The sequence below is a fragment of the Halarchaeum nitratireducens genome (genome assembly GCF_017874695.1).
In the GTDB taxonomy this organism is placed as follows: Archaea; Halobacteriota; Halobacteria; order Halobacteriales; family Halobacteriaceae; genus Halarchaeum; species Halarchaeum nitratireducens.
In genome coordinates, this window is record NZ_JAGIKY010000019.1 from 1 (window position 1) to 26059 (window position 26059).

Sequence of the window (26059 nt, forward strand, 5' to 3'; positions counted from 1 at the left end):
GACGCTCAAAAGATCCACAAGCGACGACCAATCTTACAAGAGACGCTCGCTACCGCTACACAACCGAGGTGTGAGGCTTAACTAAAGACGGATGGACAGTCGAGTTCCTGCGTCGTCGGTACCGACGACGCCTGCCGATCAGCCCCAGCTTCGCCGGCGGATTCGGTCAGCGCTATCGCTGGAACCAGCCACACCGCGTCGTCGGCGTCGTCGAGGACCGCATCGAGACGCGACGCGTCGCGGATGCCGTCCCCACGCTGGTCGTAGAGCCGCGTCGGGGCCTGCTCCTGCCGCTCCGACGCTTCCTGCCCGTGCCATCCAGTCCGGTCACGGGCGGCATTGAGAAGCCGCTCTCCCTCCGCTGACGCCACCTGTACCGCGTCGGGAAGTGAGGGCCATTGTTCGGCCAGCTGGCGCGCCGGTGCCTCGTCGAGGTCGTAGATGAGTGTGTAGTCGTCGACGGCTGGCTCCGCCTCGTTGGCGGTGAGGAGGTTCGCCGCGGCGCCGCCCTTCGCGACGGCGCCGTAGAACGTGGTCGACTCGACGACCAGGTGGACGATGCCGAGGCACGTCGTCGACGCTGTCTCGTTCGTGCTAGTGGCGTCACTCCCGAGATGGTTAGTGAGACAGAACCGGCATTTCGTCTGGCCGTCTGGGACTGACGCCCCACAGGACCGGCACTCGCCATCGGCGGCCGTAGCCACATCAGGATAGCCACCAGCGCTCGTCGCGACGCGTTGCCGCCGGGGGGCACCCTCACAGCCGTCGTCCAGCCTCGTGTCCGGAATGTGGGATGCCTCGCCGGTCGGCCGCAGTTCCTCAAAGTCGGAGTAACGACCGTTCATAGTGATCTGAATCTGAAGATGATTATCGTAGTCGCACAGCGTGTACTGATTGACTGACCGTTCCACTTCTCTCACACCACCTTACGTCGGCAACTATTAAGTATTTCAGTATTTAAGTACTCCACATACGATGACGACACGGTTGACCGTTGACTTCGAAGACGAACTCTACAAGGAGTTCTCGAAGCAGTGTATCGATGCCGAGAAAACCAAGTCCGAAGTGGTACGTGGACTCGTCAAGGACTGGCTCGACGAACCCGACGAATGACCGACGAGCAGGCTCTTGTGAAAACGCTGGATTTCCAGCTTGACATCCAGAGTGACAACGAGAGCCTGCTGTACGACGCTACTCTCGAAGCCCGGTCGGTGTACAACGAAGCGATTCGCCTCGCCAAGCAGGGGGTGGACTGGGATGTGATTCACGACCGTGTGGCCAACGACGCTAACCTCGTGAAAAATACGACACAGCGCGTCGTTGCGAAGGCACTCGGCGCGATGGAGAACTACTACGAGTACGACGACTTCAACCAGCCAAGCCACACCAAAGATGGCACATACCCACTCCGGGCGAACTACGAGGAAGGATACAATCTGTCGCTCACCGACGACGGCGACGTAGCGTTTCGTATCAGCGCAAAGCCGTACAAACACGTCAAGGGAATCCTGAACGGTGACGATGCCCACCTCGACGTTCTCAAGACCGCACTCACGAGCGACGAGTGGCGGCTCGGGACGGCTGAAGCACTATTCCACGACGGCACCGCCGAGTTGCACGTCAACGTCACCAATACCGAGCATGCCGTTCGTGATAAGCAGAACTCACAGACGGTTGTCGGCGTGGACCTGAACGAGGATAACGTCGCTTTGACCGCGCTCTCCAAGGATGGCGTTGAGGATACGCTTGTTATCGAGTTTCCAGAAATCAAGTTTGAGCGCCACCGCTACTTCACGATCCGCAAGCGTGTCCATAACGCAGAGAAGTGGAGTGTACTCGATACACTGGAAGGACAGGAAGAACGGTTCGTCCGCGACCGACTCCATAAGGTGTCGCGGCACGTCGTCGAGTGGAGCCAACAGTTCGAGAACCCATGCATCGTCTTTGAAGACCTCAAAGAGATGCGTGACAACATCGACTACGGTGCGCGGATGAACCGGCGCTTGCACCACCTTCCGTTCCGCACCCTCCAACACTACACGTCGTACAAAGCCGCGTTCGAAGAGATCCCGACAGCATGGATAAATCCTGAGTTCACGAGTCAGCGGTGTCCACTGTGTGGACATACTGAACGAGCGAACCGTCACAAGAAGCGGTTCAAGTGCCGGTCGTGTTCCCACCAAGACCACAGCGACCGTAGTGCAAGCGTCAACATCGCCGTGAAAGGTATCGAGAAACATCAAGAGTGGACTGTGCCTGCTCTCAACAGCCTTCCCACTGTGCGGACGGTGCGACGGCAGGCATCGGGGGCCGTGGACGCCCCAACCGTGACCCACGACACCGCTACAGGATATCATACCGATGGTGTCGAGGGAGTGTCCGACTAATCCACGGGAAGCCCCATTTGGGCTAGGGGCAGTTCACAGAGAACATGCTCGTCTTTGAATAACCCGCGTAGACCGATATGCAGTACAGTCCGAGAGACCGTGATCTGCCTCAGGCGACCTGTTCCTCCAACGTATCCCGGTGTGCCCGGACGGTCGCCTTCGAGGCGTTCGCCACGTCCGCGGCCTCGGATTGCGTTAACCATCGGCCCTCTTCGCGACCGGCCTTGTAGAGACAGGCTGCGGCGAACCCGGCCGGATGAACGCCCGTCGTGACGCCCCGCTCCTCGGCCTGCTCAGCGAGCGTTCGGGCCCGCTGTCGGATCTCGTCCGGACACTCGAGATCCGAGGCGAGTCGCGGCACGAACATACTGGGGGAGACGGGCTCGGCAGGGAGTCCCAGCTCTTCGTTCAGCGTTTTGTACGCGTTGGTGACTCGTGACTCCGCGACGCGGGCCATCTCGCTGACGTCATCCACTAACCGCGAGAGGCCATTGCACCGGCAGGCCCCGTAGACGCTGGCCGCGGCGATGGCCTCGATGGATCTGCCACGAAGCAGATCCTCGTTCTGGGCGCTCCGGAAGAGCTGACACGCCTGGTCGCGAACCGAATCGGAGAGCTCGAGGGCACTCGTCAACCGACGCACCTCGCCCAGGCCGTGGGCGAGATTCCGTTCCGCTTTCGACCGCCAGCGACCACGGGTCTGCTCACGGCGCATCCGCGCGAGTCGCCGTCGCTTCTGCCCCGAGAGTTCGTTCCCCTTCGCGTCGGTACCGCGACCGATCTCTGTCGACAGGCCGCGATCGTGGCGAGCCGCAGTAAGTGGGGCGCCCGTTCGCTCGCGCTCCTCGTCGTCGTACGCCCGCCACTCCGGCCCGTGATCGATACGCTGCTCATCGATGACCAGGCCACAGTCCTCGCAGACCGTTTCGACCGCGTTCGTGGTGACTCGACCGTCGCACTCGGGACACTGATTCGCACTCGATTCCGTTCGGACGTCTTCGTCGAATCCGCTTTCGTAGATGTCTCTAGTTGCCATCGTTCTCACCGTGTTCTGGGAACCCGCCAGTACAGCGAGCCCCTCACCCATTCAGGGGTAAATAAACACGTCGCGGAACGGGAGCGATATAGCGGTCTGCTTTGGTGGACTCAGACGTGCTAGTCGATCGCTTCAGATTGAAGCCTCTCGACCATTGCTGAGACTACCAGCGTCTGAACCACGGCGGAGAGCGGGAACCCGATGACTACTACGATGCCGCGGAATACTGTTGTCACGAGGTGCGACGATTCGATGCCAGCTACCGAGAACAGGACCGCTAGTGGGAACGACGCCATATATAGTACCCACACCGGGAGAAACAGCAGGAAACTGAGGGGCAGGATGATTGGCTTCCAGACCGCTTCGTAGAGCGAGAGCGTATCGAGCGCTACGAAGCCAACAAACCCGACGAACACTCCCATGAGTATCCCGCCAGCGAGAAGTGAGGGAGATCCGAGCCAGCGGGCGATTCGGTGCGTTTCGCTTCGCTCATCGACTTTAAAGTACGTTCCAAGGCCACCCGCGACCAGCATTACCGTGAGAAGGCCACCGAGCAACGTGGCTACGCCCACTGCGGTCGGCTCGAAGCACAACGGCTGGCAGTACTGGCCGCCCTGGAAGAACAGAAATGTGAGTGGATACGCGAGCAGTAAGAAGGGGAGGACGCTCTGCCGGAGCCAATTGCGGTCCATATCGTATATCGTCACCTCTGTATCATAAGGGTGACTCAGAAACGAAGATGGTGATATTCACCGTTCGAACGGCTCTAATACGTCTTATGGAGGTCTGGCAAACCTTGTGAGTTGTCGATTCGAGTTCCTACCTTGGCGCGCAGTGATGTTGCTGAATTCGCTCTGGTAATCCGACTTTCCCACAGAGAGGACACTCTTGCAGCGGTGTCGCCGGCAAGTTTTCCCATTCCTCCAGCGCAGCCTTCAGATGCTGCTGGACGTCGTTTGAGTCTGTACGAGTCAGTGCTTGCACGAGATGCATTCGCAGTCGCTCACGACTTGTCGTTGTCTGCTGATCACTCATAGCTGGGTCCGAGAGAACGAATTGCATCGCCCTCCACCCCTCTGAGGGCAGGACAAACACCACGGACTACGAATTCGTCCTAATCAACCGTTGGCGGTGGGTTCGTGGGTAAGGAAAGTGCTGACGTGATTAGCCGGCTATGAATGGCGAACATCGGGTTGTAGTGGTGAAATCTGCTCCCACCGAGCGTGGTGCTCGATGCAGAGCGTGACGAGATTATCGAGTGCATTCGCTTGCTCGTAGTCAATCTCACCGGTTTCGTTTCTGAATGACCGCAGCGGGACAATGTGGTGTACGTGGAGGTCGCGTCCGTACTGGTTTCGATGGCTCGTCCGTGTGTGGTCGCAGTTCGGTCGTTGGCACTCGACCCCATCTCGTTGTACCGCTCGTTCACGCTGCTGACTCCATTTCGGCCCATACCACAAGCGATCCCGCTCTGTGCCACCGACCCACCGCGGATGGTCAGAGCCACGAAACGGGGTGTGTGGCTCGTAGCCTGCCGTCGTGATTGCTGCATCCCACCCACCGAACTCCCGAAGATAGCCCTTGATCGAGTATTGGCCGTGTTCGTCTAAATCAGCAATGGCTGGGACGTGACCGAGTTCCTCAGTGAGTCGATGAATCTCTGCAAGAAGGTCTTCTCGTGGGATTTCCTCATTATGCGGTTCAAACCCGGCACTCCGTAGGGCGTCGTTCCAGCTACCAAACCGCTTGCTTGCGGTTTTCCGTGAGTACTTTCCGTGGTTGTTCATCTCGTCGACCGTTGGTGGATGGCCGAGTTGATTAGCAAGCGCCTGAATGGCTTCGATGATCCGGTCTTTCGGGACGTTTGTGGGGCGTTTGACTTCGAGATCTGCTGCCCGTAGCGCGTCATTCCACGTTCCAAAGTGGCTCAGATACGTACTTCGCGAGTACTCGCCCTCGGTGTCCATTTCGCTCATCTCTGGCGGGTGCCCTTTCTCGGTGGCAAGCCGTTGGAGTTCGGTTATCAAGTCCTCTTCTTGGCGATCATCGCGGTGATACCACGAGATGTGTCCTGCTTTCTTGCTGCCTGTTTCGAAGTCTTCCCCACAGAATTCACAGACGTACTCATGCGGATCTTTGGACATGGTTGATTCAAGGGCGCGATGTTGTCGCGCCCGCACCCTTCTGGGGCTCGATAAACCCGCTCGGGCCGCGCATCCCTTCCCGCGGTTTCCCGGATAAATGTTGGACTGGTGCGTAAGGTCGTGGCTGCGCGCGCAGCGACGGTAGGAGCGAGCACGGAGCGGAGGGTGGGGCGGCGGGGTCAGGGTCGGTCCGGCACACAGCAAAAAAGAGGGGCGTCAGCTGGCTATTCTTCCCACCACCGACCGCGCTCCGGGAAGTGGATGATGCTCCACCCCGTCACGGCCACCGAGATCCGGCCCTCGTACCAGTTCGTGGCCGCTTCGTGGATGCGCACCGTCTCGCCTTCCTCGATCCACGGCGCGTCCGATGCCTTCCAGATCGTCACCTTCGTTTGCCCGCTCTCGTCCGCGATCAGCCCGATTTGCTGGATGGCCGGTGAATTACTGTCCCAGAGCGTCTCCACACGACCTTCGATCGTGACCGTGCCGCGATCGACGTCCTCCAGAGCGTCGATGGGCACGGTTCCCCCCGGGGCCGTCTGCAACTCCTCGAACACCCGCACGACCGCACTCGTCATGTCCGTGCCGTCGACGACCGCTTCGGCCAGGCGTCGACTGATCGCCGCGCGCGACCAGCCATCCACCCGCGTCGCAAGTCGGTCCGCTTCCGTGTTCACCGTCGCCAGTTCATCCTGGGAGAGTTCCGCTCGGGGATCATTCCGTTCGGGGTCGGCCATCGGGTCCACGCTCGCGGCACGCTTCTGGAACTCCCGCCGGCGCTGCTTGCTCCCTTCAGCGGCGACCTCTCGCGTGCGCTGCTCGCGACCGTCCTGGGTTCCCAGCTCGGCCTGGGCACTGATGCGCTCCAGTTCGGCTTCCCGCGCCCGAATGCGCTCTTCCTGTTCGAGGGTGACACCGTGAATCCGCTCGTTGCTCGTGTCCGCGATCCCGTCCGGGTGGTTCGCATCCACCTTCGCCTGCGTCTCCTGCTCGACCGCAGCCTCGAACTCCGGCGTCTCGTCGACGACCGGGAAGCCGTCTTCATCGACGGCCTGACCGCCCGCTTTCTCGAATGCCTGTTCATCGACCGAAACGACCTTGCTACTAGAGCTGTTACTTGACATTGGTCTCACCAAAGACCGAAGGCGCTCACGCGCCGACTCCGCGATGCTACAACATCGCGGATTTCCTCAACGGACGACGACCGACAGAACCGTCTGTGCGCTCTCGCTCGCGCCTTCGCGAGCGCCCTCCTGGGCGCGAGCGAGAGCGCGCCCGAGAAGGTCAACTATCCAGCACCGCGCGCCGTCCTGCCGAGCGATGCGTGGCTGACCGGCGGGAGGCCACGGGCTAGCGAGCGGGGAGCACCGCGACCCGCGAGCAGCGAGGCAGGGCTTGGAAGACGAACGGAGTGAGTCTTCCAGCGACCCGCCCGGAGCGAGCGACCAGCGGAGAAAGCGTGGGGGGTGAGCAGCGACGGCGCGCAGCCCCCCGCGCTTTCCCGCTGGCGTCGAGGGCACATCCATTTTAGCCCGGAACGGGCGCGGGCGGTGCGGAGAGCGCCCGCACGCCCGGAATGGTCGGTCGCGAGCGACGCGAAGGGCGGAACGCGGCGAGCGGTGCGAGCCGTGACGTACACAGCAAAAAAAGAGCCTGCCTGGCGACCAGGCAGACCACCCGGAGTGACATCCTCACCGCACTGGTCCCTCACACAGGAGGCGTTGCTGAGGTTTCAGGACTGCACTCGTGAGCGTCATCGCTGTGATCGGCTCTACTCTCGAGGTCCTGTGGCACTGTCACGGGTGCGCCCGCTCCGTGGCGTGTCATCGCTGGCCGGTTTTCCAGGGACAGCTCTCACCCCACGGATCGAGGCGGCCGGCGATATTGGCCGCCGCGTTGATATCGGCCTGATAGACCGACACCCAACAGTCGTCGTTTGGACAGCGGAACTCCGCCTGTTCGGGACGGGTGCCGATGTGCCCGCAGGCGTGGCAGATCTGGGACGTGTACGCTGGGTCGACGTACTGGACAGGAATCCCGGCGTCGGCGGCCTTGTCCGCGAGTCGCGTCTGTAGCCGGTCGAACGCCCACGCGTGGAGCCGCCGGCTGAGATGCGGCCCGACGTCGAGGTCCTCTTGGAGCGACTCAAGGGCCTCCAGGACGATCACCGGTTGCTCGAAGCCGGCGGCGTAGTCGACAGCCCGGCGGGTGGCCGTCTCAATCTCGTCGCCGAGCGCGTTCCGGAAATATGCGGCTCGCTCGTCGATCCGCCACGCGGCGGCGTCGCGTTCCTGCAGCCGCTGGAGTGTCGTTCGCAGCGTCTGATGGAGGTCACGGGCCCGCCCGCCGTCGACCAGTAACGGGTCGACTGGACGGCCGTTCCGGAGTGCGCAGCCGGTCAGCAGGATCGCCTCGCCGACGTCGAACCCGACCGGTGTGCAGGATTTGGAGTCAATATCTGTGTCAGGTGTCGGGAGCGTCAGCGGGACGTGGAGCTCCCAGCGGTCGTGTCGGGGTTGATGGACGAGCTGCAACTGTCCCGCGGTGGCGTCGCCGGCGAGCAGCTGGTCCCACCAATTCCGCTGGGCCGGGTTGATTGCGAGCGGGATCCAAACGTTCGTCCCGCGGCCCGGCTGGGGCACTTCCCAGCAGAACTCGTGGGTACGCTCCGCCGAGCGGTCGAACGTGGCGGCACGGTTGGTGAACCGGACCGGCTGTGCCGCGTTAAGATCCGGTGTGCCATCCTCAAGAAGCTGCGGAACGTGGTGCTTCAGCGCGTCCTTCGCCTGATACGGGAGGTCGTACGGCGTCACGATATCGTTGACCGCCGTCATCGTCGTCGCGCCGCCCTCGACGGCGGCTTCGAAAGCCTCGCGGTAGGTCGACTGGAGACGGCGAAGCTTCTGCTCCTTGTGCGCCGTTGGCTCGACGAGTGTCGCAACGACTGTCCGGATACGTTCATCTGACATGGAACTGAAGAGCTAGTGAATCAGTGGTCGGACTCGCCCCACATTCGGGGCACGTAGCCGAGGTGTTCGATGTCGTCCGCGTAGTCTCGGAGGAGCCCGATTAGGACGATCTCCGGGATGCCGTTCTCGGCTTGTTCGACTAACCACTCCTCCAGTTCGACTTCGGCCTCTTCGATCTCGTTCAGTTCGACCGACATCGATCATCGCGCCTCTATCAGACGGTGCACCTGTCGCTGGCGGTGGTAACACATCTCGAATCACCTGTGCTGTGCAGGCACGACCGAACGCGCCTGCACCCTTCGCAGGCGCTCAAAAACACCACCGCACTACGCAGGCAGACTGAGGTATCGAAGAACCGTTGTAACACTTGGCTCGGGGCGATAAGTACAGGGAAACGAGGGAGTGGTCCACTCTCAGATTCCAGATTTATTGAGTGAAACCTCGTCTGTTGAAATCGCCCGCTGCTACCAAGATTGAGCGACGATCTGGTACGTAGAAGTCCGCGATATCTTGGTTCTGGGGAGTAGCAGCGTACCGTCAGTCCGAGTCGTTGTCTGTCAATGCAACGACGGTCCCCTGTTGGCCACCGACGTAGAGCCGGTTGCCCGTTCTCATTACGTCTTGGGGTGCAATCGAGAGGGTGGAACGCCACTGGACTTGGCCCGCCGCACGCGAGAGTGCAACTACCTCGCCATGGCCTGTCCCCTGCTCAGGATTCGTTCCGTATCCGACAACGAGCGTCCCCCCGGTAACCGCAGGCTGGCAGAGCCTGAATTCACCACCAGCACCGACCGACACGTTCCGGTCCGCGAGTGACTCACGGTAGAGCCACTCCAGTTTCCCCGTTGCCACCTGCAAGGCGAACACGACCAACTGCTCCTGCTGTTCGTAGCTCGCAGCAACAAACACGTGATCGCCGTCAGTCGCCACCGGTGAGTAGGCTGCCGCACCCTCACCCGCATACCCGGGGAACTGCCATTCCACGTCCTCGCCAGCTACACCCACGGCCAACGTCTCTAGGGGGCTCGTCCCCCACACAATATCGTGTGTGAGGACTGCTTCTCGGTCATCAGTGACCACCGGATGCGACGGGAATTCGAACGGCAGGTGCGTCCGCTCAACTTCGCGGCTGCCGTCAGACAGCCGGACCGTGAACAGCGCTTGAACGTGGCCACCGTAACTCGCCCACACCCGCCGGGGAGTCACCGCTAGGCCGTAGGGATCCTCAAGGGCAGCTTCGTCAATTTGATCGCCCAGATACAACCGCCACCGTTCGCTTCCATCGCCGGGGTCGATCCCGTGCAACCCGTAACTACTCTGAATATACACGGTCTCCGGCGTCGCTACTGGGATTGGTGAAAAATCCACCGCAGAGTTCGACGGAGATAAGAACTTCTCGGGAACGGCGTCGGCGACCCGGTCGTAGAGGTCTCGTCGCCACCGAATCGTGCCGTCTCTTGCATTCACGGCGATAACATCGGTGCCGCCGTCAGTTATGTAGAGCGAGCCATTGACGAGGCCACCGAATCGCGGTACTCGACGCCCTGACTGATATTGGATACGGCGGTTCCATCGGCGCTTGCCATCGATGGCACCGTAGGCACGCAGGTGGAGTTCGCTGTCGGACCGACCCACAGTAATCACCTGGTCCGGGGTCGCAGCGACGAGTTCGCCAGAGATCAGGGAGGCAGAGGAGGTATCAGTAATGCGGTTCTGCCACTTGATGGTCGGTGGCGTCTGAATCTCATGGGGACTCCGTGCTGTGTTCTGTAAATCAGCGTACTTGAAGCGCCAGGCATCCGTTGAGGGCGACCAAGAGGTTCCTAGTGTATCTGGTGGGTGTTCGTTCGGGCCATTTCCGAGAGGTAACGAACTGCACCCAGCGACGCTCGCTACACCGGCGAGACCGATTGTTCGGAGGGCATCACGCCGAGATAGGGAGGGCATTCATAGCTGGATTTACACCAATTGGCAAAATATCTGGTGAAGGCCGTACGGATGAGTCGTATCCCAGTTAGTACGCCCGCTGATGCGCCAGAGTATTTGTCCAGTTTTGGTAAAACCACCCCGTGAACAGTTCTTTGGCACCTCGACCAGAGCCCTCCCAGTCGAGAGTGAGCAGCCACGCCGCGCAACCCCTCGCGCTTACCCGCTGGCGCCGAGGGCACATCCATTTTAGCCCGGAACGGGCGCGGGCGGTGCGGAGAGCGCCCGCACGCCCGGAATGGTCGGTCGCGAGTGACGCGGAGGGCGGCAGCGGCGAGCGGGGCGGGCCGTCTGAGCTCCAGGTGGAAAAATTCCGTCTCAATCGCGGACGTTGCCCCGTAGGTGCGCCCACTGAAACCAGCCCGATCGGCCGAACTACGGCTCTCTACCGAGCGTCGCTCGGAACGCGAAACTCAAACCGCGCTCCCCCCTGGCTTCCCTCAGTCACGGTGACCGTCCAACCGTGGGCATCGACAATGCGCTTCACGATGACCAGTCCGAACCCCGTCCCCTCGGCGTTTGTCGAAAATCCACTGGTAAACACCTCCTCTCGGTCGGCTTCTTGGATGCCACGTCCATCGTCTTCAATGTAGAACCCTTCATCACCAGAAAGATCGCCGACCGTAATGGTCACATCCTCACCGCCATGTTCGATGGCGTTCCGAACGAGGTTCTCAACAAGTTCCTTCAGTCGGTTCTCGTCTGCCAAGACGGTCTGGTCGGTCTCGACCCGTAATCGGGCGTTGGCCGTCTCAACGTTCCCCCAGCACGCCTCCACCAGCGCCCCCAACTGCACCGGGTTCAGGTCGTCAACGTCGTCGCCCTGTCGAGCCAACGACAACAGGTCTTCAATGAGCGTCTCCATCCGACCGTGTGCCTCGGCCATCGTCTCGAGATGGTCGCTATCATGCTCCTCCTGCAGTAACTGAAGGTGCCCCCCAATAATGTTGAGGGGATTCCGGAGATCATGTGAGACGATCGCGGCGAACTCGTCGAGCCGCTCGTTCCGCTCGGTGAGCGCCTGCTCGCGCTCGACCCGGTCGAGTGCGGCCTCCAAGTTCGCCGCAAAGACCTGCGCGAGGTGTTCGTCGGAGGTATCGAAGTCGCCGACGGTCGTCGAGCCTGCCATCAACACACCGTGGTCGCCCAAGGGAAGGTGTAGTTCGCTCCGCAGCGGGGTCTCCGGATTCAGGACGTTGTCAGCCTCGCGCACGTCGGCATACATCTCGAGTGTGTTCGTCGCGTATGCACGCCCGGCCAAACTCTCCCCAGCGGGAATCGAAGGCGGTGGCCCGCCCAGCACTTCTTCCGTTCGGTCGGACCAGGCAACGGGGACGAGGGCATCCTGCTCCGGGCTGTAGAGGTGGATCGAGTTCATCGGGAGGCCCAGAACCTCTGTCGCAGTCTCAGACGCGATGGTTGCGACCTCGTCGGTAGTCGTTGCTGCCATCAGGTCCCGTGTGGTTTCGTGGAGCCGTTCGAGCGTTCCTTCATGTCGCTTGCGTTCGGAGATTTCGTGGGTGGCGACGACATAGCCCGCGATTTCGGTCGCCTTCTTGTTGCTCATTTGCGCTTCCAGCCAAACCCAGGACCCGTCAGCGTGTCGGAAGCGAAGTTCGACGCCGCTCGTGGTGTAGCCCTCAGTAGCTTCGACGGTTTCGTAGAAGGTATCGGCCACATGCTGGCGGTCATCAGGGTGGATGTAGTCAAACACGGTGTCCCCGATAAGGACCTCAGGGGTGTATCCGAGGTACTCTTCGATGGTTGGGTTTTTGTACTTGATGACGCCCGATTCGTCTACCACCGTCAGCATATCGGGGGATACCCCAAGAAGTTCTTCGAGAGCCTGGGCAGAGAGCGATTTAGTCATACGAACCAGTTGGTCCCGCAGGTATAAGGCTTGGATGCCTGAGATATATGTGCCACCGAGTGAGTGGCGACTATCGATCGAAATTGTCAGCTGGAGGCTGGAGGGTACCAATTTTACAGCCGGGTGCTGGCGGACTCAGAAAGGGCGAGGCCGCCTCGGCCGTCCCCCGACCCCGCAAGCACCGCAGCCCCGAGGCGCGCAGCGGCGGTCGCGGGACGTCGAGCGGCCGCGGGCTTTCGAGGGTCTTCTCCCACTGAATCAGACTAGCAATCAGTCAGCTGTCGCCGGCGACTAGGTCCTCGATGAACCGGAAGCCGTTCACGAACGTCACCGAGTCACCGTACCCCTCGCTCGCGAGGACGGTTTCGGCGCCTTCGCCGGCCGCGATATCGGTCGTGTAGATGTACACATCGGTCGCCGTCCCCGCGCTGAGATGCTGGGCAGCGAGGGCGGCGAGGGCGGCGTCGGCACGCTCGACCTCGTCGGCAGGGCGGTCGTCGGCGTTCGCGATGTACCGCTGGACGCCGTCCATCACCCGCGAGACAATCGGCTCGGAGAACTCGAGCGGCGCCGCAACCGTCGCCCAGCCCTCGTCGATCGCGGTGTCGACGGGTGGCGCTTCGACGTCGGGGTCGTCGACGGTCAGCTCCTCGTACACCCGTTCGGGCAGGACGAAGGTGACGTCGTTCCGGCGAGCGAATCGGCGAACAGCCTGGTAGCGGCTGTTCGACGGCTGTCCCATCGCGACGAACAGCCCGGTGTCGGCGATGTGAAGCCGGCTCACGCGTCGTCAGCCGCGTCGCCGTCGATGTCCAACTCGTCGAGTCCCGCTCCTGACTCCTCGATCTCGTAATGTTCGTGGACGACGGGTCGCAGCGCCTGCAGAATCATCTCCGCAGCCAGCGGGGAGATGTCGAGGTCCTCGGCCATCAGCCGGTGGGTCACCTCGCCGCGTTCACGGGCGACCGCGTAGGTGAGCGCGGTCGCGAGGCCGGCGACGCCGTGGCGGTCGATGTAAGTGTCGATGTCGGCGTCCGTCTCGCGGCGGCCGACGGCGTCGATGAGAGCCGGCGTGATCGTGTACTCACGGTCGCCCGCGGCGGTCGTCACGGTCAGGTCGATCTCCCGGGCAGCATACTGCCGAGGCTGCTCGTCGTCGGTGACGGGAGGACCGTTCGAGCGGTGGCAGCAACAGATGGGACGGAGCGGTGGTCCTTCGAAACGCGAGACTGGAACTTCACTGATGTCGTTTTGGGCGGGATTAATGCCGCGCCGACGGTTGCGAACGGCGCCGTCCTCGTGGCGACGAACGCCGGCGACGTGTACGCACTCGGGAACGAATAGGCGGGTCGGGGAATGCCTCGAGAAGGACGAATTCCCTGGCAACAATTCGAGAGTCGAGGATCACACTGCTCCCGGTATCGCTATTGGCAGTACCTAATCCGGTCAGGAAGAAGAGATGTAGTCGACCAGCTGGCTCGCCACATCTTCGGTGCGGTCGTCGACGAGAGAGGTCGGGTAGTGCTCGACGTCAGCCGCACTGTTGAGGGTCACAAGCGACCACGGGAGGGCATGACTTCGTTCACCGAGTGGCTCGCCCTCGTAATCATCGTCCCGGAGTGTGAGTGATTCCTCGTGATAGGTCTTCGTTGAGAGGAGGATTGTGATGAGCTGGGTCCCGTGGTTCGGGAGTTGCGGGGTTCCAAGCATGAGCATCGGACGACCCTTCTCTGAGAGCGGATCACTCGCCCAGACGATGTCGCCGCGTTCCAGATCCCCGAACGCCGTCACTGCACGTCCTCCATCTCGTCGGTTTGGAGTTCCGCAAGACGCTCATCACCGTACTGTTCGTCTGCAGTCTTGTGTTGTCGGTGGAGCCGGTAGGCCGACTGGAGCCGTTCCTTGTCGTCCGTGATTGCCCAGTACGGGCGCTTGTGCCGGACGAGCCCTCGTTCCTTCAGGCGCGAGAGAATCGCGCTGACAGCGTCCGTTTCCAGCCCGAGTCGCTCGGCGATCGTCGCCGCCTTCCACGCCCGGTCGTCGTGCTTGTCGAGGAACAGTACGATCCGCTCGGTGTCGTTCCGCTCCTCGAATTCGTCAGTGTCGGCGTCCTCGAACTCGTCAATATCGATGGTGCCACTCGACATAGGCTGTTGTTGGAACATAGCTGTTTGGCACATTTGTTACTTGGGGCGGAGGGTTTCCATACCGAGAGGTGGGGAATGGGCTCACTCCACCGGCGTCTTGACCAGGGGGTCTTCGAGATCGCGCGTCCAGTATGTCCCAAGCCCGCCTGGGCTACAGTGGGCGCACAACTGCAACGGGCCTTCTAGGTGCCCGAGTTCCACCCGGAATCGCGTGAGCGCTGCGAGCGTGTCGACAACCAGCCCACAGCCGTCACAGGCGACGTGATCGCACTCGTCGGGATCCGGCTCCGTCTGGATCGCACAGTCGACACAGATCGGATGGCTGACCCGTTCGTCCTGTCCCTAGGTATGGGCCTCGCCAGTCTCGGTACCGGGCGGGGCGTCGAAGAAAGCACATCCGTTGAGTTCTTGGCAGGTCCATGCAGGAATGTTCGCTTGCTTCCCCGACATCTTGCTTTCAGCGTCGCTCCGGTTCCTACTCCTGCCAGAAACGAAGGCTACCGCGCGAAACGGTTAGTGTGACAGCACACTAATCATCCCGCTCTCCCCGACCGAACAGCTCTGGAAGGGAAGACTACTGCCGCCGGAACACCCTATAGCGACCTCTCATCCGGGCCGGACTACTGTGTATCGAGTAGCCGTACCGGATGTGCGGGCCGGCGCGTGAGGAGTGCGTCGAGTTGCTCGAGACACGACGTCCCGCTGGCGACGACAGTACGGTCCGCGGTGTCTTCCGTGGTGAATTGATCGACGAGTGTCTCGCCAACGTCCACGCTGAGCTCGTAGTACTCGGACTTGTAGCCGAAGCTTCCAGCCATTCCACAACACTCCACGTCCGAGGTCGTCACGTCGAACCCGCAGTCTTCGAGCACCGCCACCGTGTACGGTTCGAGATCGAGCGTCCGCTGCTGACAGTGGCTGTGGTAGGCGATCCGCTCGTCGTCGCCGCCAGGGAGTACATCGATGTCCGCCCCGTTCTCTAGCAGGCCGTAGACGTACTCCATGAGTTCGTAGCTGTGCTCCTGCAGCGCGGCGTAGTCGTCTTCCGGAAGGAGCCGTTCGTACTCGCGGTGGAACATCGCGAGATCTGACGGCTCGATGACGACGACGTCGTGACCTGCCGCGATGGCGGGCGCGATCGCGTCGTAGACGGCGTTGGCGTTGGACTGGGCCGTCGACACCATCCCCTGTGAGAGCGGGGCGCGCCCGCTCTCGCCTGCGGGCGGAACGTCGACGCGGATGTCGAGCGCCTCGAGGACGCGGACGGCAGCCTTCCCGCGCTCCGTGCGCACGTAGTTCGTGTACGCGTCGGGGTAGAGCGCGACCTGTCGGCGTGCCTCGTCGCGACCGACGCGTGGCCCCCGCTTCTCGAACCACTCCACGAGTGATTCACGTTCGAACTCCGGGAGTTCGCGGCGGCTGTCGACGCCGAGAGTTCGCTCCAGCAGCGAGCGCGCGGGACCGGTCCGTGCGGCCCAGTTCGAGAGCGGTGCGAACGCCGACCCGAGTTTCGCCAGCGTGTCGAAGTTCCCGAACAGCCGTTTCTGGAGGTCGACCCCACCAGGCTCCTCGTCCGGGGTGAGCCCCTCCACGAGGAAGTCGAGGTCGCCGTCCTTCCCGCGATTGATGCGGTCTCGGACGACCGTGTTGATCCACGGGATGTCGATGTTCACCGGACACTGGTTCACACACCGACTACAACCCGTACAGAGGTCGTTGAACTCGGCGGCGCTGTCCTCGCCGTGGACGCCGGCCTCCCAGCCGGTGGCGATGCCGCCGGAGTACGTCTCGCCACCGAAGGCGTGGCCGCCGACGTGCTGGAAGTTCGCACAGGAGTTCGCACACGCCGAACACCGGATGCAGTACAGCGTCTCACGGAGCTGATCGTCCTCGCGCATCTCCATCCGCCCGTTGTCGATGAGCACGAGGTGGAACTCGCGGTCGTCGCCGGATTCGAGTTCGTTCCCGCCGAACGTGGGGGAGTCACTCGGCGGGGTGAACAGCGAGACGTAGGAGGTGATGTCCTGGCCGGTCCCGGACCGCCCGATCAGTTCGACGAACGGCTGGAGATCCTCGACACTCGGGACGAGTTTCTCGACACCCGCGACTGCGACGTGGGTGTCCGTCGCTTGCACGCACTTGCGGGCGTTCCCCTCACTCGTGACGAGCGCGAGCGTGCCGGTGTCCGCGGTAACGAAGTTCGCGCCCGTCATCCCGACCTCGGCGTCCAGGATCTTCTCGCCGAGGTACTCACGAGCGAATCGCGTCAGCTCCTCGGCAGTCTCCAAGGGTTCCTCGGGGTCGAACACCTCGTTGAACAGGGTTGCGATCTCCTCGCGGGACTTGTGGATCGCCGGGGCGACGATGTGTGAGGGGGCCTCGTCGGCGACCTGGAGGACGAACTCTGCGAGGTCGGTCTCCCAGACGTCCCCGCCGCGTGCCTCAAGCGACTCGTTGACCTCGATCTCCTCACTGGTCATCGACTTTGACTTCACCACGTCGCGGCCGTCGACGACCTCCTCCATGTATCGGTTCGCGTCGGCGGCGTCGTCGGCGACGTAGACGCTGCCGCCGTTGGCTTCGACGGCCTCGGTGACCTGGTCGATCAGTTCAGGGAGGCGTTCGATGGCGTCTTCCTTGATGGCACGAGCCTCGTTTTTCAACTCGTCGTAGTCATCGAGATTCGCGGTGGACTCGTACCGGCCCTCGTTGAAGACCTGGGTGTTCTCGTGGACGGCGTCGCCCTCGGTGTCGAGGAGATGGCGGATGCGCTCGGCCTTCTGCCGGCGGGTGTCGGCGCTCATCTACTTGCCCTCCAGAAGTACGACCGTCACATCCATCGGGCCGTGAGCGCCCGTCACGAGCGCGCCCATGTCTGCGGTTGCGCTCGGCCCCGTCGCGATGATGGACTGTCCGACGCCGTTCCGGATGTCCTCGGCGAGCTGGTCGAACGTCGCGTCCATGTCCGGGAGTACGTCGCTGGCGGCGACGACGGCGACGTGTTCGTCCGCGTAGAGACTCACCGGCTCCTCACCGTCGGTACCGCCCTGGATGATCACCGAACCGTAGTCGGCGATGCCGTAGCCGGCAGCAGTGACGCCGGTCGCCGCGGCCTCGAGGTCCGCGATCGACGGATCGGTCTCGACGCTGTCCGGCAGCGAGACGGTCTCGAAGGGGAGTGAGGTGCCGACTGTGGGCGCGTCGAGCAGGGGTGAAAGCGTCGACGCGAACTCGTCGGCCGTGGTTCGCACGAGTTCGACGCCGACTTCGTCGAGTGACGACTCGAAGGTCGCAATTGGCTCGGCTGACATGTCCCAAAAAATTGTACCAACAGTTAATGGGTGTTTCCTCTCCGGCCCGACCATAATTTTCTTTCGTTATGGATAATCGCCCGATCCGGCCGTATTTGCAGGTACATATCATACAGAAAGTAAGTTACATATGGCTGGTTATGCGATGGCCCAATAGTGGAGAGTTCCAACCATGCCTAATGTTCTCATACTGGCTCTCGTCGGCGTCGTCCCGATCGGCGTCGCGTTCGTACTGCTCGCTGGGCTCCGGTGGTCCGCTGCCCGCGCAATGGGTGTCGGGTGGCTGCTCGCGGCCGGAATCGGACTCACGTACTGGAGTATGGAGCCCACCTGGTTGGTGGCCTCGGCCGTCTACGGCGCGCTGCAGGCCGTCGACATCATCCTCATCGTCTTCGGGGCGATCCTCCTGATGAACTACCTCGAGGGGAGTGGCGCCATTGCTACGATCAGGTGGTACTTCGGGCAGATCGAAGAAGACCGGCGCATCCAGGTGCTGCTCATCGGTCTCGGGTTCATGACCATCATCGAAGGTGCAGCCGGGTTCGGGACACCGGGAGCACTCGCCGCACCGCTGTTCATCGGCCTCGGATTCCCCCCGTTGGCCGCTGCGGTGTTCGGGCTTTATTTCAACGCCCCGAACCCGCCGTTCGGTGCCGCCGGCACGCCTGTCATCGGCGGCACCGGTGCCGTCATCGACCCAGCGCTGTCCGGGTCGGTGAGTGTATCCGAGTTCCTCTCGATGGTCTCCGCATGGACTGGCGTCGTCACGGGAGTGACGTACGTGTTCTGGGGACTGCTCGGCGTGTTCTTCCTGACGTACTGGTTCGGGAACGGTGACGGTGAACGCAGCATCGGAACCGCCGTGCGTAGCACTCTCCCCATCGCGCCGTTCGCGCTCCTGCTCGGCGTCGTCACTGGTGGCACACAGCTGGTAATCGCGTGGTTCGTCGGGCCTGCACTCCCCGATATCGCCGCAGGGTTCGTGGTGCTCGGCATCGGTCTCCTGCTCGCAAAAAACGATATCCTCATCCCTGATGACCAGTGGGACTTCCCCGAGGAATCGACATGGAGCGACACGTGGCTCGGCGGCCTCGATCTTGACGAGGTGTCCCGTGACCAACCCAAAAAGGAGATGTCTGTGCTGTTGGCGTGGACCCCGTACCTGCTCGTTGCGCTCGCACTGCTCGTCACGCGGTGGCCGGACCTCACGGTCGCCGGCGTCGCCGTCCTCGACTGGATCCAGAGTTTTTCCGTCGGACTCGACTCGATCCTCGGTACTGAACTCGGATACACTCTTCAGTACCTCTATCTCCCCGGAACGATGCCGTTCATCCCCATCGCGATCCTCACTGGCTTCCTTCACAAGATGGACACCACACAGATGGGGGAAGCGTGGCGACGGTCGATCCAGCAGATCGCTCCGGCCGCCCTCACGCTCATTATCGCCGTCTCGATGACGCAGATAATGATTCAGTCGCAGACGAACACCGCCGACCTCCTCGGCATGATGGAGGCACTCAGCCGCGCGCTCGCGATGGGCGCCGGCGGCCTGCTCCCGCTCATCTCGCCGTGGATCGGCGCTATCGGCTCGTTCATGACGGGGAGCAACACGTCCTCAAACATCCTCTTCAGCGTACTCCAGTACAACGCCGCCGAGACGGTCGGCGTCTCCCGGGTGATCGCCGTCAGCCTGCAGAACGTCGGCGGCGGCCTCGGAAACATGGTCTCGGTGTTGAACGTGGCCGCTATCTGTGGTGTCGTTGGAATCACTGGGCGTGAAGGCGACCTCCTGCGGAAAGCGATCATCCCGATGGCGCTGTTCGCTGTCTTCGCCGGCCTGTTCGGGATGCTGCTGACGTACGTTCTGGTTCCCGGCCTGTTCTGACCCCGGTCGACGACGTACCGGGGCTCCGCCGCTTCCGGAATCGAAACGAGGTGAACGAATAGAACGAGCCAAAACGAACTCACCGAACTCGTACTGCTCGGTCTAAACGAACTCCGTGAGCGCCCCGTTCTCCCGGTTCGGTATCTGCTCGAACGCGGAGTTCGTAGTCGCGATCGGCCGATCGTTCGGCCTGATGTCCGCGAGTTCGCCGTCGGGGACGGTTGCAAGGCGACCGACGGTCAGCGGCATCAACGCCAGATAGACGCCGGTCGCCATGCTCGTCGGCGCCGCGGCGACAATCGCGTCGTCGAGACCGCGGCATCACGGATCACTGTTCCGTCACTGTCGGCAGGAGCATGGTGAGTCACGCCGCGCTTACTGTCGCGCGCCGCACGCCTCCCAGCGCCGACAGACACGCCACGCGAACCCGGGGCCTTTACGATGTCTGCGTCGATCAGGTTGGTTGCTACGCTGATTCCGGTCGGAAGCGCGTAATCGGTACGTCGTCAACGTCGTCATAATCGTCATCGGCACCGACGAGTAGCATGCCGCTGACTTGGTTCGCGGTTGCGAGCGCGAACGCATCGCCAAGTGCTGGCGAGTAGCGCAATTTGAAGTCGGCTGCACTGGGCCACGTCTCCTCGGTATCGACTTGCCGTATCCCGGTTTCTTCAAGGACGTTGACGATGGCGTCGGCACGGGCTTCACTGTCGATAGCGCGGACGACATAATGGACCTCAGCGAGGTTGATCGCGGAGATATAGCCATCAGCCGATCCTTCTACCGCTTCGATGTAGGTTTCGACGGTGTCACTACCCGGCTCATCACAGAAGTACGCAACTAGCGGTTCCGTGTCGAAAACGATAGTGTCGGGATGCTCACGTGCTGCTGTCATTTCGTATCCTCAGTATCGCGACCGACATACCGCTCCTGCAGCTCCTCGTCACTAGCTTTGTCCTGTTTTCGTTCCTCACGCAGCCGTTCGACTGCCGAGTTCCCTTGGTCGTCGGTCTTTCCCGCCAAGATGCCGCGAAGGTCCGTGGCCGACTGAATGGGACGAACGATGACCTCCCCTTCGTCGGTGCGAACGAACTTTACCCGGCCGGGAGTATCGATCCCTAGTTCCTCGCGAAACTCTTTCGGGATCGTCGCCTGTCCGCGAGAGGATACCGAGACGACTTTTTCAGACTCTGATTCACTCATACTTTCTCTACCCATTACTTTACCACACTCATATATGGGCTTGACGGGCAACCTAACGGCTATACGAGCTCTCTATTCTACGATGGAGAGCAGCCGATCGCGATGGCTCCTGATCGTCTCGACGGTCACCCCGGCGGCCGCCGCGGCATCGGCTTGCGTCAACGGCGCGTCGTGGACACACGCCGCCATGTACAGGCAGGCGGCGGCGAATCCGGATGGATGCACGCCGGTCGTGATGCCGGCGTCGACGGCCTGCACAACGAGCTCCTCTGCCCGGCGTCGAACAACGTCCGTGCAGCCGAGGTCGGACGCGAGTCGCGGGACGAACTGGTCCAGGCTGACTGGTGGGGTCGGCAGCCCCAACTCTTCGTTGAGCACCGTGTAGGCGTTCTCGACGCGGTTCTGTCCGACCTGCGCCATCGGCGCCACATCGTCGATGAGCCACGACTCCCCGTTGCACCGGCAGGCGCCGAAGACGCTCGCGGCCGCCATCGCCTCGATGGACCGCCCTTTGAGGAGTCGTTCGTTCTGTGCCGTCCGGAACAGCTGGCACGCCTGGTCACGTACGGAATCCGCGAGCCCGAGTGCGCTCGCGATCCGCCGGATCTCCGTGAGGCCGTGCCCGAGGTTGCGCTCCTGTTTGGACCGCCAGCGCGCACGGGACTGCTCGCGACGCATCCGCGCGAGGCGTCGACGCTTCTGGCCCGACAGGTCGGTACCCGTTGCGTCCTGTCCGCTGCCGATCACCGTCGATAGGCCGCGGTCGTGCCGTGCTGGGGTGAGTGGTGCACCCGTTCGCTTTGCTGTATCGGCGTCGTCGCGGTGCCACTCCGGTCCACGGTCGATCGACTGCTCGTCGATGATGAGTCCGCAATCTGCACAAACTGTTTCGGCTGAATTCGTTCGCACCGGGCCCCCACACTCGGGACACGGCTCAGTTGTACCACGCTGGATGTCTTCGTCGAACGCACGCTCGTAGGGTTCACTCGTCGTCATCGGTCTCACCTGATTGAGGTCACGCCGATTCGGCGCGCCCCGCACCCCTCTTCGGGGGGTGACAAACTCGGCGGGAGACGCACGCCCGATCGATCGGTGCCGACGCGTCGAGGACGCCGTCGACGGTGTAGGCGGGTGAGTAGGGCCAGAACGTAGCTGTCGTCAAGTCTTAACCAACACTACAACCGAATCGATAGAGTTGTTGGTTAAAACGCTGGCGGCGACTCTCGCGTCGCCAGTTGGTGATGCGAGGCATTCAGAAGTGGACGTCAGCGGGTACGATCCAGAGCTCCTCACTCTCACAGCCGTCGTCCAGCCTCGTGTCCGGAATGTGGGACGCCTCGCCGGTCGGCCGTAGTTCCTCGAAATCCAGATGGCGATCACGCATCGGTTGGTGTGGTTTGTCCCGGATTCGTATTTCAACGTCAGGGCCAGTAGTCCGCCCTGTCTCCCGTTTGAATATGGGCCATGAACTATCTCATGCGAACATCTTATACTTCATGAACAAGTAGATGAGAGTAGCAACTGGGGTCCCTATGAGCAGCAACGACACCAAGCACGTGCAAACTGAACTGAACGAGGACGAATACGAACGCTTCCGGGAGTTCGCTCGAGAGCACGGGCTCTCGCTCAAGGAAGCCGGCCACGAGGCGCTTATCGAGTGGATCGAACGCCAGCAGCAGGCCGACCCGAACGACCCGGCGTTCACAGTCCTCGACGACCTCGAGGACGAATCGCTCCCAGCGTCGGCGGCGACGGATGCCCGCGAGGAAGACGATCTCGTCGAGGAGTGGGACGGCAGCGACGAATCGTTCACGCTCGCCGACGACCCGTCCGCGCAATCCTGAATTCGGATGGCTGAACCAGTCGAAACCCCGATCGGGACGATCACGCCCGAGCATTTTCGCCCGGGGCACGTCCGCCATCAGGTCGTCGTCGGGCCGAAGTTCCTGTACGCATTATTCAACCCACAAGATCGGATGCACGCAGTCTCGCGGGCGTTCATGACCTTTGTCCGCGACGGTGACCTCCCCTATCGTCGCCTCATCGTCAACGATCACATCGTCGACGAGGCTGCCACACGGCTGAAAAAGCAAGCGTCAATGCGGAACGCAGCCTCGTTCCTGACGACGCTCGACGAGAGTACGCTCTACCAGTTCGAATCCGTCTCCGAGGACGTTTTCGATGACGCCAAAGCAACGTTCGTCGAGTGGACGGATCTGGATGCGTCACTCACCGATTTCACTGTTGCAGCCCATATGGACGCCTCAGGGGTCGATCACATCCTCACCTACGACCGGCACTACGATGCGTTCGACGTGACAACGCTTCCGTATCGCAATCAGGACTAGCGGTGCCAAGTATGTCCGAATCCCCGCAGGACGGCGTTCAGTCGTGGAGTGAGTCGATGACCGCCCGCGAACGCATTCGGGCGGTCGCCGAGACGCTTCGCGAACCGCGGTCGGTCAACTGGATCAGCGAGCAGGCTGACGCCGCCTGGAGTACGACTAACGAGGAACTCCAAGATCTCGTCAACCAAGGCCAGCTGCGCCGCGTTGAGGCCGGCGAAACCACGCGCTATCTACCGGACTACACGCGCCTGCTCTTCGAAGAGATCCGGACGCTCATCGAGGAAAACACCCGCGAGGAGCTGCGGAGCGAATTGGCCGCAATCACCGAGGAGATCGAGGCGTGGCAGGCGACCTACGACGTCGAGACGTGGGAGGAGCTCGAACAGTCGCTCGCCGACGGCGATCTCGCAAGTGCCGAGCTCCGCGAGCGCCGCGACGTCATCGCGTTCTGGCGTGAGAACGAGGAGGATCGTCGCCTCATCAAGCACGCACTGGAACTCTACTCCGACGTCGAAGCCGCCCGCGAGCAGATGACCGACATGGCTGACCGCGCCACGAGCTAATCCTCCTCTTTCACAGAATGATCTTTCTTGCCGGTCGCGACCGCTATACACAGCGGACTCTCCTCCGCGACGTTCACGACCGATTGACGAACCAGCCAGGGTGTGAGGACGTGCGCTATCGGCCGTCTCGACGCCGTCCCCGGTACGTTATCGCGGATGTCGATCCGACGACGTTCCTGAGTGACTCCTACGATGCGGCGACCGCACGACTGGAGATTCGCTTCTGGTACCCCGCCGGCGTCGACCATGAATACTACCGCATCAACTGGGTCGAACCCGAGCGGAACCTGATGCTCGGCTTCCACCAGGACGCCGACCATCCGGACCTTGGCCCCTGTCACACCCAACTCAACCACGACGACACGCCGGTTGATCGGCATCGCGCATCGTTTCTCGATGCGCATCCACTCGCCGTCCTTGATGACCGACTCTGACAGTTCCCGGCGGCGGTCGAGGCGATTCGCTGGGAGAATGGAGCGCCCTCGCTTCCTACCTAGCCGGTCTAGACAGCGAGTTCATCGAGCGTCTGGTGATGCGTCACGACGCCAAGAATGTTCGGACAGAGAAGTGCAGGTGAACAGAGTAGGTGTCGAGTGTTACAGTGGGGAGAGGGGGAGAGTAGATGTCGAGTGTTAGCCGACCGGAGACGCCCGGGAGTCGGTGGTGTGAGGAGGGGTGGGAGAGTAGATGTCGAGTGTTAGCGCCGGCGAGAGGAGGCGGAGATGAGGAGAGTGGCGACGTACTGAGTCCGCTTCGCTGACGGCCTCCTCTCTTTCTTCTTCTAGCTTCTAGACTAGCTAGTAAGTAGTAGTGTATAGATTATATCTTTCGGTTTCGGCAAAGCGCTTGATTCTGAGTTCACACGCCATCTTCGTCGTGGTTACACTCGACACCACCTCTATCTCTACCACTTAAAGAACTCTATCACTCGACGCACTCGACACGTGGTTTTAAGTCCTTCCAGTTGGTTGATGTCGCCAATATGGGGATCTTCGACGGCGCGACCGACGGCATCTACCGCGACAAAGACGTCCTGGACGAAGACTACCAACCCGACCAAGTCCTCGAACGCGAAGACGAGATCGCCGACTATCGCGACGCCCTCCTCGACGTCCTCTTCGGCCGCACCCCCGACAACATCTTCCTCTACGGCAAAGCCGGCGTCGGCAAAACAGCTGTCACCAACTTCGTCCTCGGCGAACTCCGAGCGGAAGTCGAAACCCGCGACACCGCCGACCCCATCCACATCTCCCGCGTCAACTGCGACAGCGAAACCACCTACAGCGTCATCCGGGAACTCGCGAACGGACTCCTCCCCGCAACCCACTCCCCCTACGCCGCAAAAGGCTACTCCACCAGCGACCTCTTCGACGAACTCTACACCCAGATGGAGCGCGTCGGCGGCACCCACCTCATCGTCCTCGACGAAGTCGACCACCTCACCGACCCCGACGCACTCCTCTACCAGCTCCCCCGCGCACGCGCAAACGGCTACCTCAACGATGCTCGCGTCGGCATCATCGGCATCTCGAACAACTACACCTTCCGCAACACCCTCTCCTCGAAAGTCAAATCAACCCTCATGGAGACCGAAATCTCCTTCTCGACGTACGACGCCGACGAACTCGTCTCCATCCTCGAACACCGCGCCGACCTCGCCTTCCAACCCGGCGTCTGCGAGGACTCCGCGATAACACTCTGCGCCGCGTACGCCGCGAAAGACGACGGCTCCGCCCGTCAAGCAATCGATCTGCTACGCGCCGCCGCAGACGCCGCCTGGAAAGCTGACGACCCCACCATCACCGACGCCCACGTCAAGGATGTCCGCGATGACGTCGACCGCGGCCAACTCCATGACAAGATCAGCGACCAGACAACGAACGCACAGCGCGTCCTCGAAGCCGCCGCACGACTCCAGAACAAACACGGCGAGCCCGCACGCACACGCGAAATCCAGGAGTCCTACCAGCAGCTCGCGCGCTCCTACGGCGACCCTGACCCGAGCACGTCACTCAAGTTCGCACAGCGCCATCTCGACGACCTCGAAATGCTCGGATTCGTCATTAAGAGCGAAGAGAACCGCGGCAAGGGCGGTGGCCGCAGCTATATTTGGGAAGTCGATATGGACCTCGAAACGGTCATCGATGTCCGCGAAGACATTGAGCAGACAAACGCCGCGTAATCGGAATCTCTGACCCCCACGAGAGATG

At 61.9% G+C, this 26059-nt stretch carries 25 protein-coding genes and 4 pseudogenes; 9 read left to right on the forward strand and 20 right to left on the reverse strand.

The genetic code is table 11. The annotated features are described in order from the left end of the window. Positions 1-95 precede the first annotated feature (95 nt). Positions 96-845 (reverse strand): annotated as a pseudogene (locus tag J2754_RS14890) (biosurfactant protein 1); the annotation flags it as partial. A 130-nt stretch (positions 846-975) separates the two neighbouring features. Between J2754_RS14890 and J2754_RS14895 the strand changes: the two are divergent. Further along, positions 976-1113, forward strand: a complete 138-nt coding sequence (locus J2754_RS14895; protein ID WP_211087907.1) for a ribbon-helix-helix protein, CopG family — start codon at positions 976-978, stop codon at positions 1111-1113. Next, on the forward strand, positions 1110-2387 hold the full coding sequence (locus J2754_RS14900; RefSeq protein ID WP_211087908.1) for an RNA-guided endonuclease InsQ/TnpB family protein: 1278 nt from the start codon (positions 1110-1112) through the stop codon (positions 2385-2387). Before J2754_RS14895 ends, J2754_RS14900 begins: the two co-directional genes overlap by 4 nt. Positions 2388-2496: 109 nt before the next feature. Here the strand turns inward: J2754_RS14900 and J2754_RS14905 are convergent, their stop codons facing one another. The 10 genes and pseudogenes from J2754_RS14905 to J2754_RS14950 form a co-directional block, all read right to left on the reverse strand. Then, positions 2497-3423 (reverse strand): transcription initiation factor IIB, encoded by a 927-nt coding sequence (locus J2754_RS14905; protein WP_211087909.1) that lies wholly within the window; start codon positions 3421-3423, stop codon positions 2497-2499. 119 nt (positions 3424-3542) lie between these two features. Continuing rightward, positions 3543-4115, reverse strand: coding sequence for a hypothetical protein (locus J2754_RS14910; RefSeq protein ID WP_211087910.1), 573 nt, complete (start codon positions 4113-4115; stop codon positions 3543-3545). 480 nt (positions 4116-4595) lie between these two features. Further along, entirely contained in the window at positions 4596-5567 is a 972-nt protein-coding gene (locus J2754_RS14915) for a homing endonuclease associated repeat-containing protein (RefSeq protein ID WP_211087911.1), read from the reverse strand. Positions 5568-5791: 224 nt separating this feature from the next. Next, entirely contained in the window at positions 5792-6691 is a 900-nt protein-coding gene (locus J2754_RS14920; protein WP_211087912.1) for a replication factor A, read from the reverse strand. A gap of 699 nt (positions 6692-7390) precedes the next feature. Then, positions 7391-8536, reverse strand: coding sequence for an RNA-guided endonuclease TnpB family protein (locus J2754_RS14925; RefSeq protein WP_211087913.1), 1146 nt, complete (start codon positions 8534-8536; stop codon positions 7391-7393). Positions 8537-8556: 20 nt separating this feature from the next. Beyond that, positions 8557-8733 carry a hypothetical protein gene (locus J2754_RS14930; RefSeq protein WP_211087914.1) on the reverse strand — a complete coding sequence of 59 codons (177 nt, stop codon included), beginning with the start codon at positions 8731-8733 and terminating at the stop codon, positions 8557-8559. Between the two features lie 340 nt (positions 8734-9073). Then, positions 9074-10171 carry an outer membrane protein assembly factor BamB family protein gene (locus J2754_RS14935; protein ID WP_211087915.1) on the reverse strand — a complete coding sequence of 366 codons (1098 nt, stop codon included), beginning with the start codon at positions 10169-10171 and terminating at the stop codon, positions 9074-9076. 736 nt (positions 10172-10907) lie between these two features. Next, complete coding sequence (locus J2754_RS14940) at positions 10908-12392, reverse strand: PAS domain-containing sensor histidine kinase (RefSeq protein WP_211087916.1); 1485 nt, start codon at positions 12390-12392, stop codon at positions 10908-10910. Positions 12393-12666: 274 nt separating this feature from the next. Further along, a complete protein-coding gene (locus J2754_RS14945) occupies positions 12667-13176 on the reverse strand; it encodes a PIN domain-containing protein (protein WP_211087917.1) in 510 nt (169 codons plus the stop codon). Further along, a pseudogene (locus J2754_RS14950) lies at positions 13173-13556 on the reverse strand (DUF7437 domain-containing protein); the annotation flags it as partial. The gene J2754_RS14945 and the pseudogene J2754_RS14950, both read right to left, overlap by 4 nt. 18 nt (positions 13557-13574) lie before the next feature. Here J2754_RS14950 and J2754_RS14955 point away from each other — a divergent pair. After that, complete coding sequence (locus J2754_RS14955; RefSeq protein WP_211087929.1) at positions 13575-13736, forward strand: PQQ-binding-like beta-propeller repeat protein; 162 nt, start codon at positions 13575-13577, stop codon at positions 13734-13736. A 102-nt stretch (positions 13737-13838) separates the two neighbouring features. On the opposite strand, the gene J2754_RS14960 is transcribed toward J2754_RS14955, so the two are convergent. The 5 genes and pseudogenes from J2754_RS14960 to J2754_RS14975 form a co-directional block, all read right to left on the reverse strand. Further along, a complete protein-coding gene (locus J2754_RS14960; RefSeq protein WP_079235310.1) occupies positions 13839-14183 on the reverse strand; it encodes a PemK-like protein in 345 nt (114 codons plus the stop codon). Then, a complete protein-coding gene (locus tag J2754_RS14965) occupies positions 14180-14539 on the reverse strand; it encodes a MarR family transcriptional regulator (RefSeq protein WP_245333085.1) in 360 nt (119 codons plus the stop codon). Before J2754_RS14965 ends, J2754_RS14960 begins: the two co-directional genes overlap by 4 nt. A gap of 81 nt (positions 14540-14620) precedes the next feature. Beyond that, a pseudogene (locus J2754_RS16790) lies at positions 14621-14989 on the reverse strand (DUF7558 family protein). A 170-nt stretch (positions 14990-15159) separates the two neighbouring features. Further along, on the reverse strand, positions 15160-17343 hold the full coding sequence (locus J2754_RS14970; protein WP_211087919.1) for an LUD domain-containing protein: 2184 nt from the start codon (positions 17341-17343) through the stop codon (positions 15160-15162). Continuing rightward, entirely contained in the window at positions 17344-17850 is a 507-nt protein-coding gene (locus J2754_RS14975; RefSeq protein WP_012289746.1) for a LutC/YkgG family protein, read from the reverse strand. A gap of 172 nt (positions 17851-18022) precedes the next feature. Between J2754_RS14975 and J2754_RS14980 the strand changes: the two genes are divergently transcribed. After that, the gene (locus tag J2754_RS14980) at positions 18023-19735 is read left to right on the forward strand and encodes an L-lactate permease (RefSeq protein ID WP_012289747.1); all 1713 of its coding nucleotides are present in this window, start codon (positions 18023-18025) and stop codon (positions 19733-19735) included. 102 nt (positions 19736-19837) lie between these two features. Here J2754_RS14980 and J2754_RS14985 read toward each other — a convergent pair whose 3' ends face one another. The 4 genes from J2754_RS14985 to J2754_RS15000 form a co-directional block, all read right to left on the reverse strand. Continuing rightward, entirely contained in the window at positions 19838-20011 is a 174-nt protein-coding gene (locus J2754_RS14985) for a hypothetical protein (RefSeq protein WP_010904209.1), read from the reverse strand. A gap of 190 nt (positions 20012-20201) precedes the next feature. Then, positions 20202-20630: a PIN domain-containing protein gene (locus J2754_RS14990; protein ID WP_012289748.1), complete on the reverse strand. Its 429-nt coding sequence runs from the start codon at positions 20628-20630 to the stop codon at positions 20202-20204. Next, positions 20627-20938: an AbrB/MazE/SpoVT family DNA-binding domain-containing protein gene (locus tag J2754_RS14995; protein WP_010904211.1), complete on the reverse strand. Its 312-nt coding sequence runs from the start codon at positions 20936-20938 to the stop codon at positions 20627-20629. Before J2754_RS14995 ends, J2754_RS14990 begins: the two co-directional genes overlap by 4 nt. Before the next feature lie 72 nt (positions 20939-21010). After that, positions 21011-21934: a transcription initiation factor IIB gene (locus tag J2754_RS15000; RefSeq protein WP_058984763.1), complete on the reverse strand. Its 924-nt coding sequence runs from the start codon at positions 21932-21934 to the stop codon at positions 21011-21013. 536 nt (positions 21935-22470) lie between these two features. On the opposite strand from J2754_RS15000, the gene J2754_RS15005 reads away from it, so the two are divergent. The 5 genes and pseudogenes from J2754_RS15005 to J2754_RS15025 all read left to right on the forward strand — a co-directional run bounded on the left by J2754_RS15005 (position 22471) and on the right by J2754_RS15025 (position 26031). After that, positions 22471-22782: a hypothetical protein gene (locus tag J2754_RS15005; RefSeq protein WP_049892658.1), complete on the forward strand. Its 312-nt coding sequence runs from the start codon at positions 22471-22473 to the stop codon at positions 22780-22782. Positions 22783-22788: 6 nt separating this feature from the next. Further along, complete coding sequence (locus tag J2754_RS15010) at positions 22789-23286, forward strand: type II toxin-antitoxin system VapC family toxin (RefSeq protein ID WP_229732376.1); 498 nt, start codon at positions 22789-22791, stop codon at positions 23284-23286. 11 nt (positions 23287-23297) lie between these two features. Then, the gene (locus J2754_RS15015; RefSeq protein ID WP_188872971.1) at positions 23298-23849 is read left to right on the forward strand and encodes a DUF7342 family protein; all 552 of its coding nucleotides are present in this window, start codon (positions 23298-23300) and stop codon (positions 23847-23849) included. 17 nt (positions 23850-23866) lie between these two features. Further along, positions 23867-24346 (forward strand): annotated as a pseudogene (locus tag J2754_RS15020) (hypothetical protein). A gap of 485 nt (positions 24347-24831) precedes the next feature. After that, complete coding sequence (locus J2754_RS15025; RefSeq protein ID WP_188872972.1) at positions 24832-26031, forward strand: Cdc6/Cdc18 family protein; 1200 nt, start codon at positions 24832-24834, stop codon at positions 26029-26031. The last annotated feature ends 28 nt before the right edge of the window (positions 26032-26059 follow it).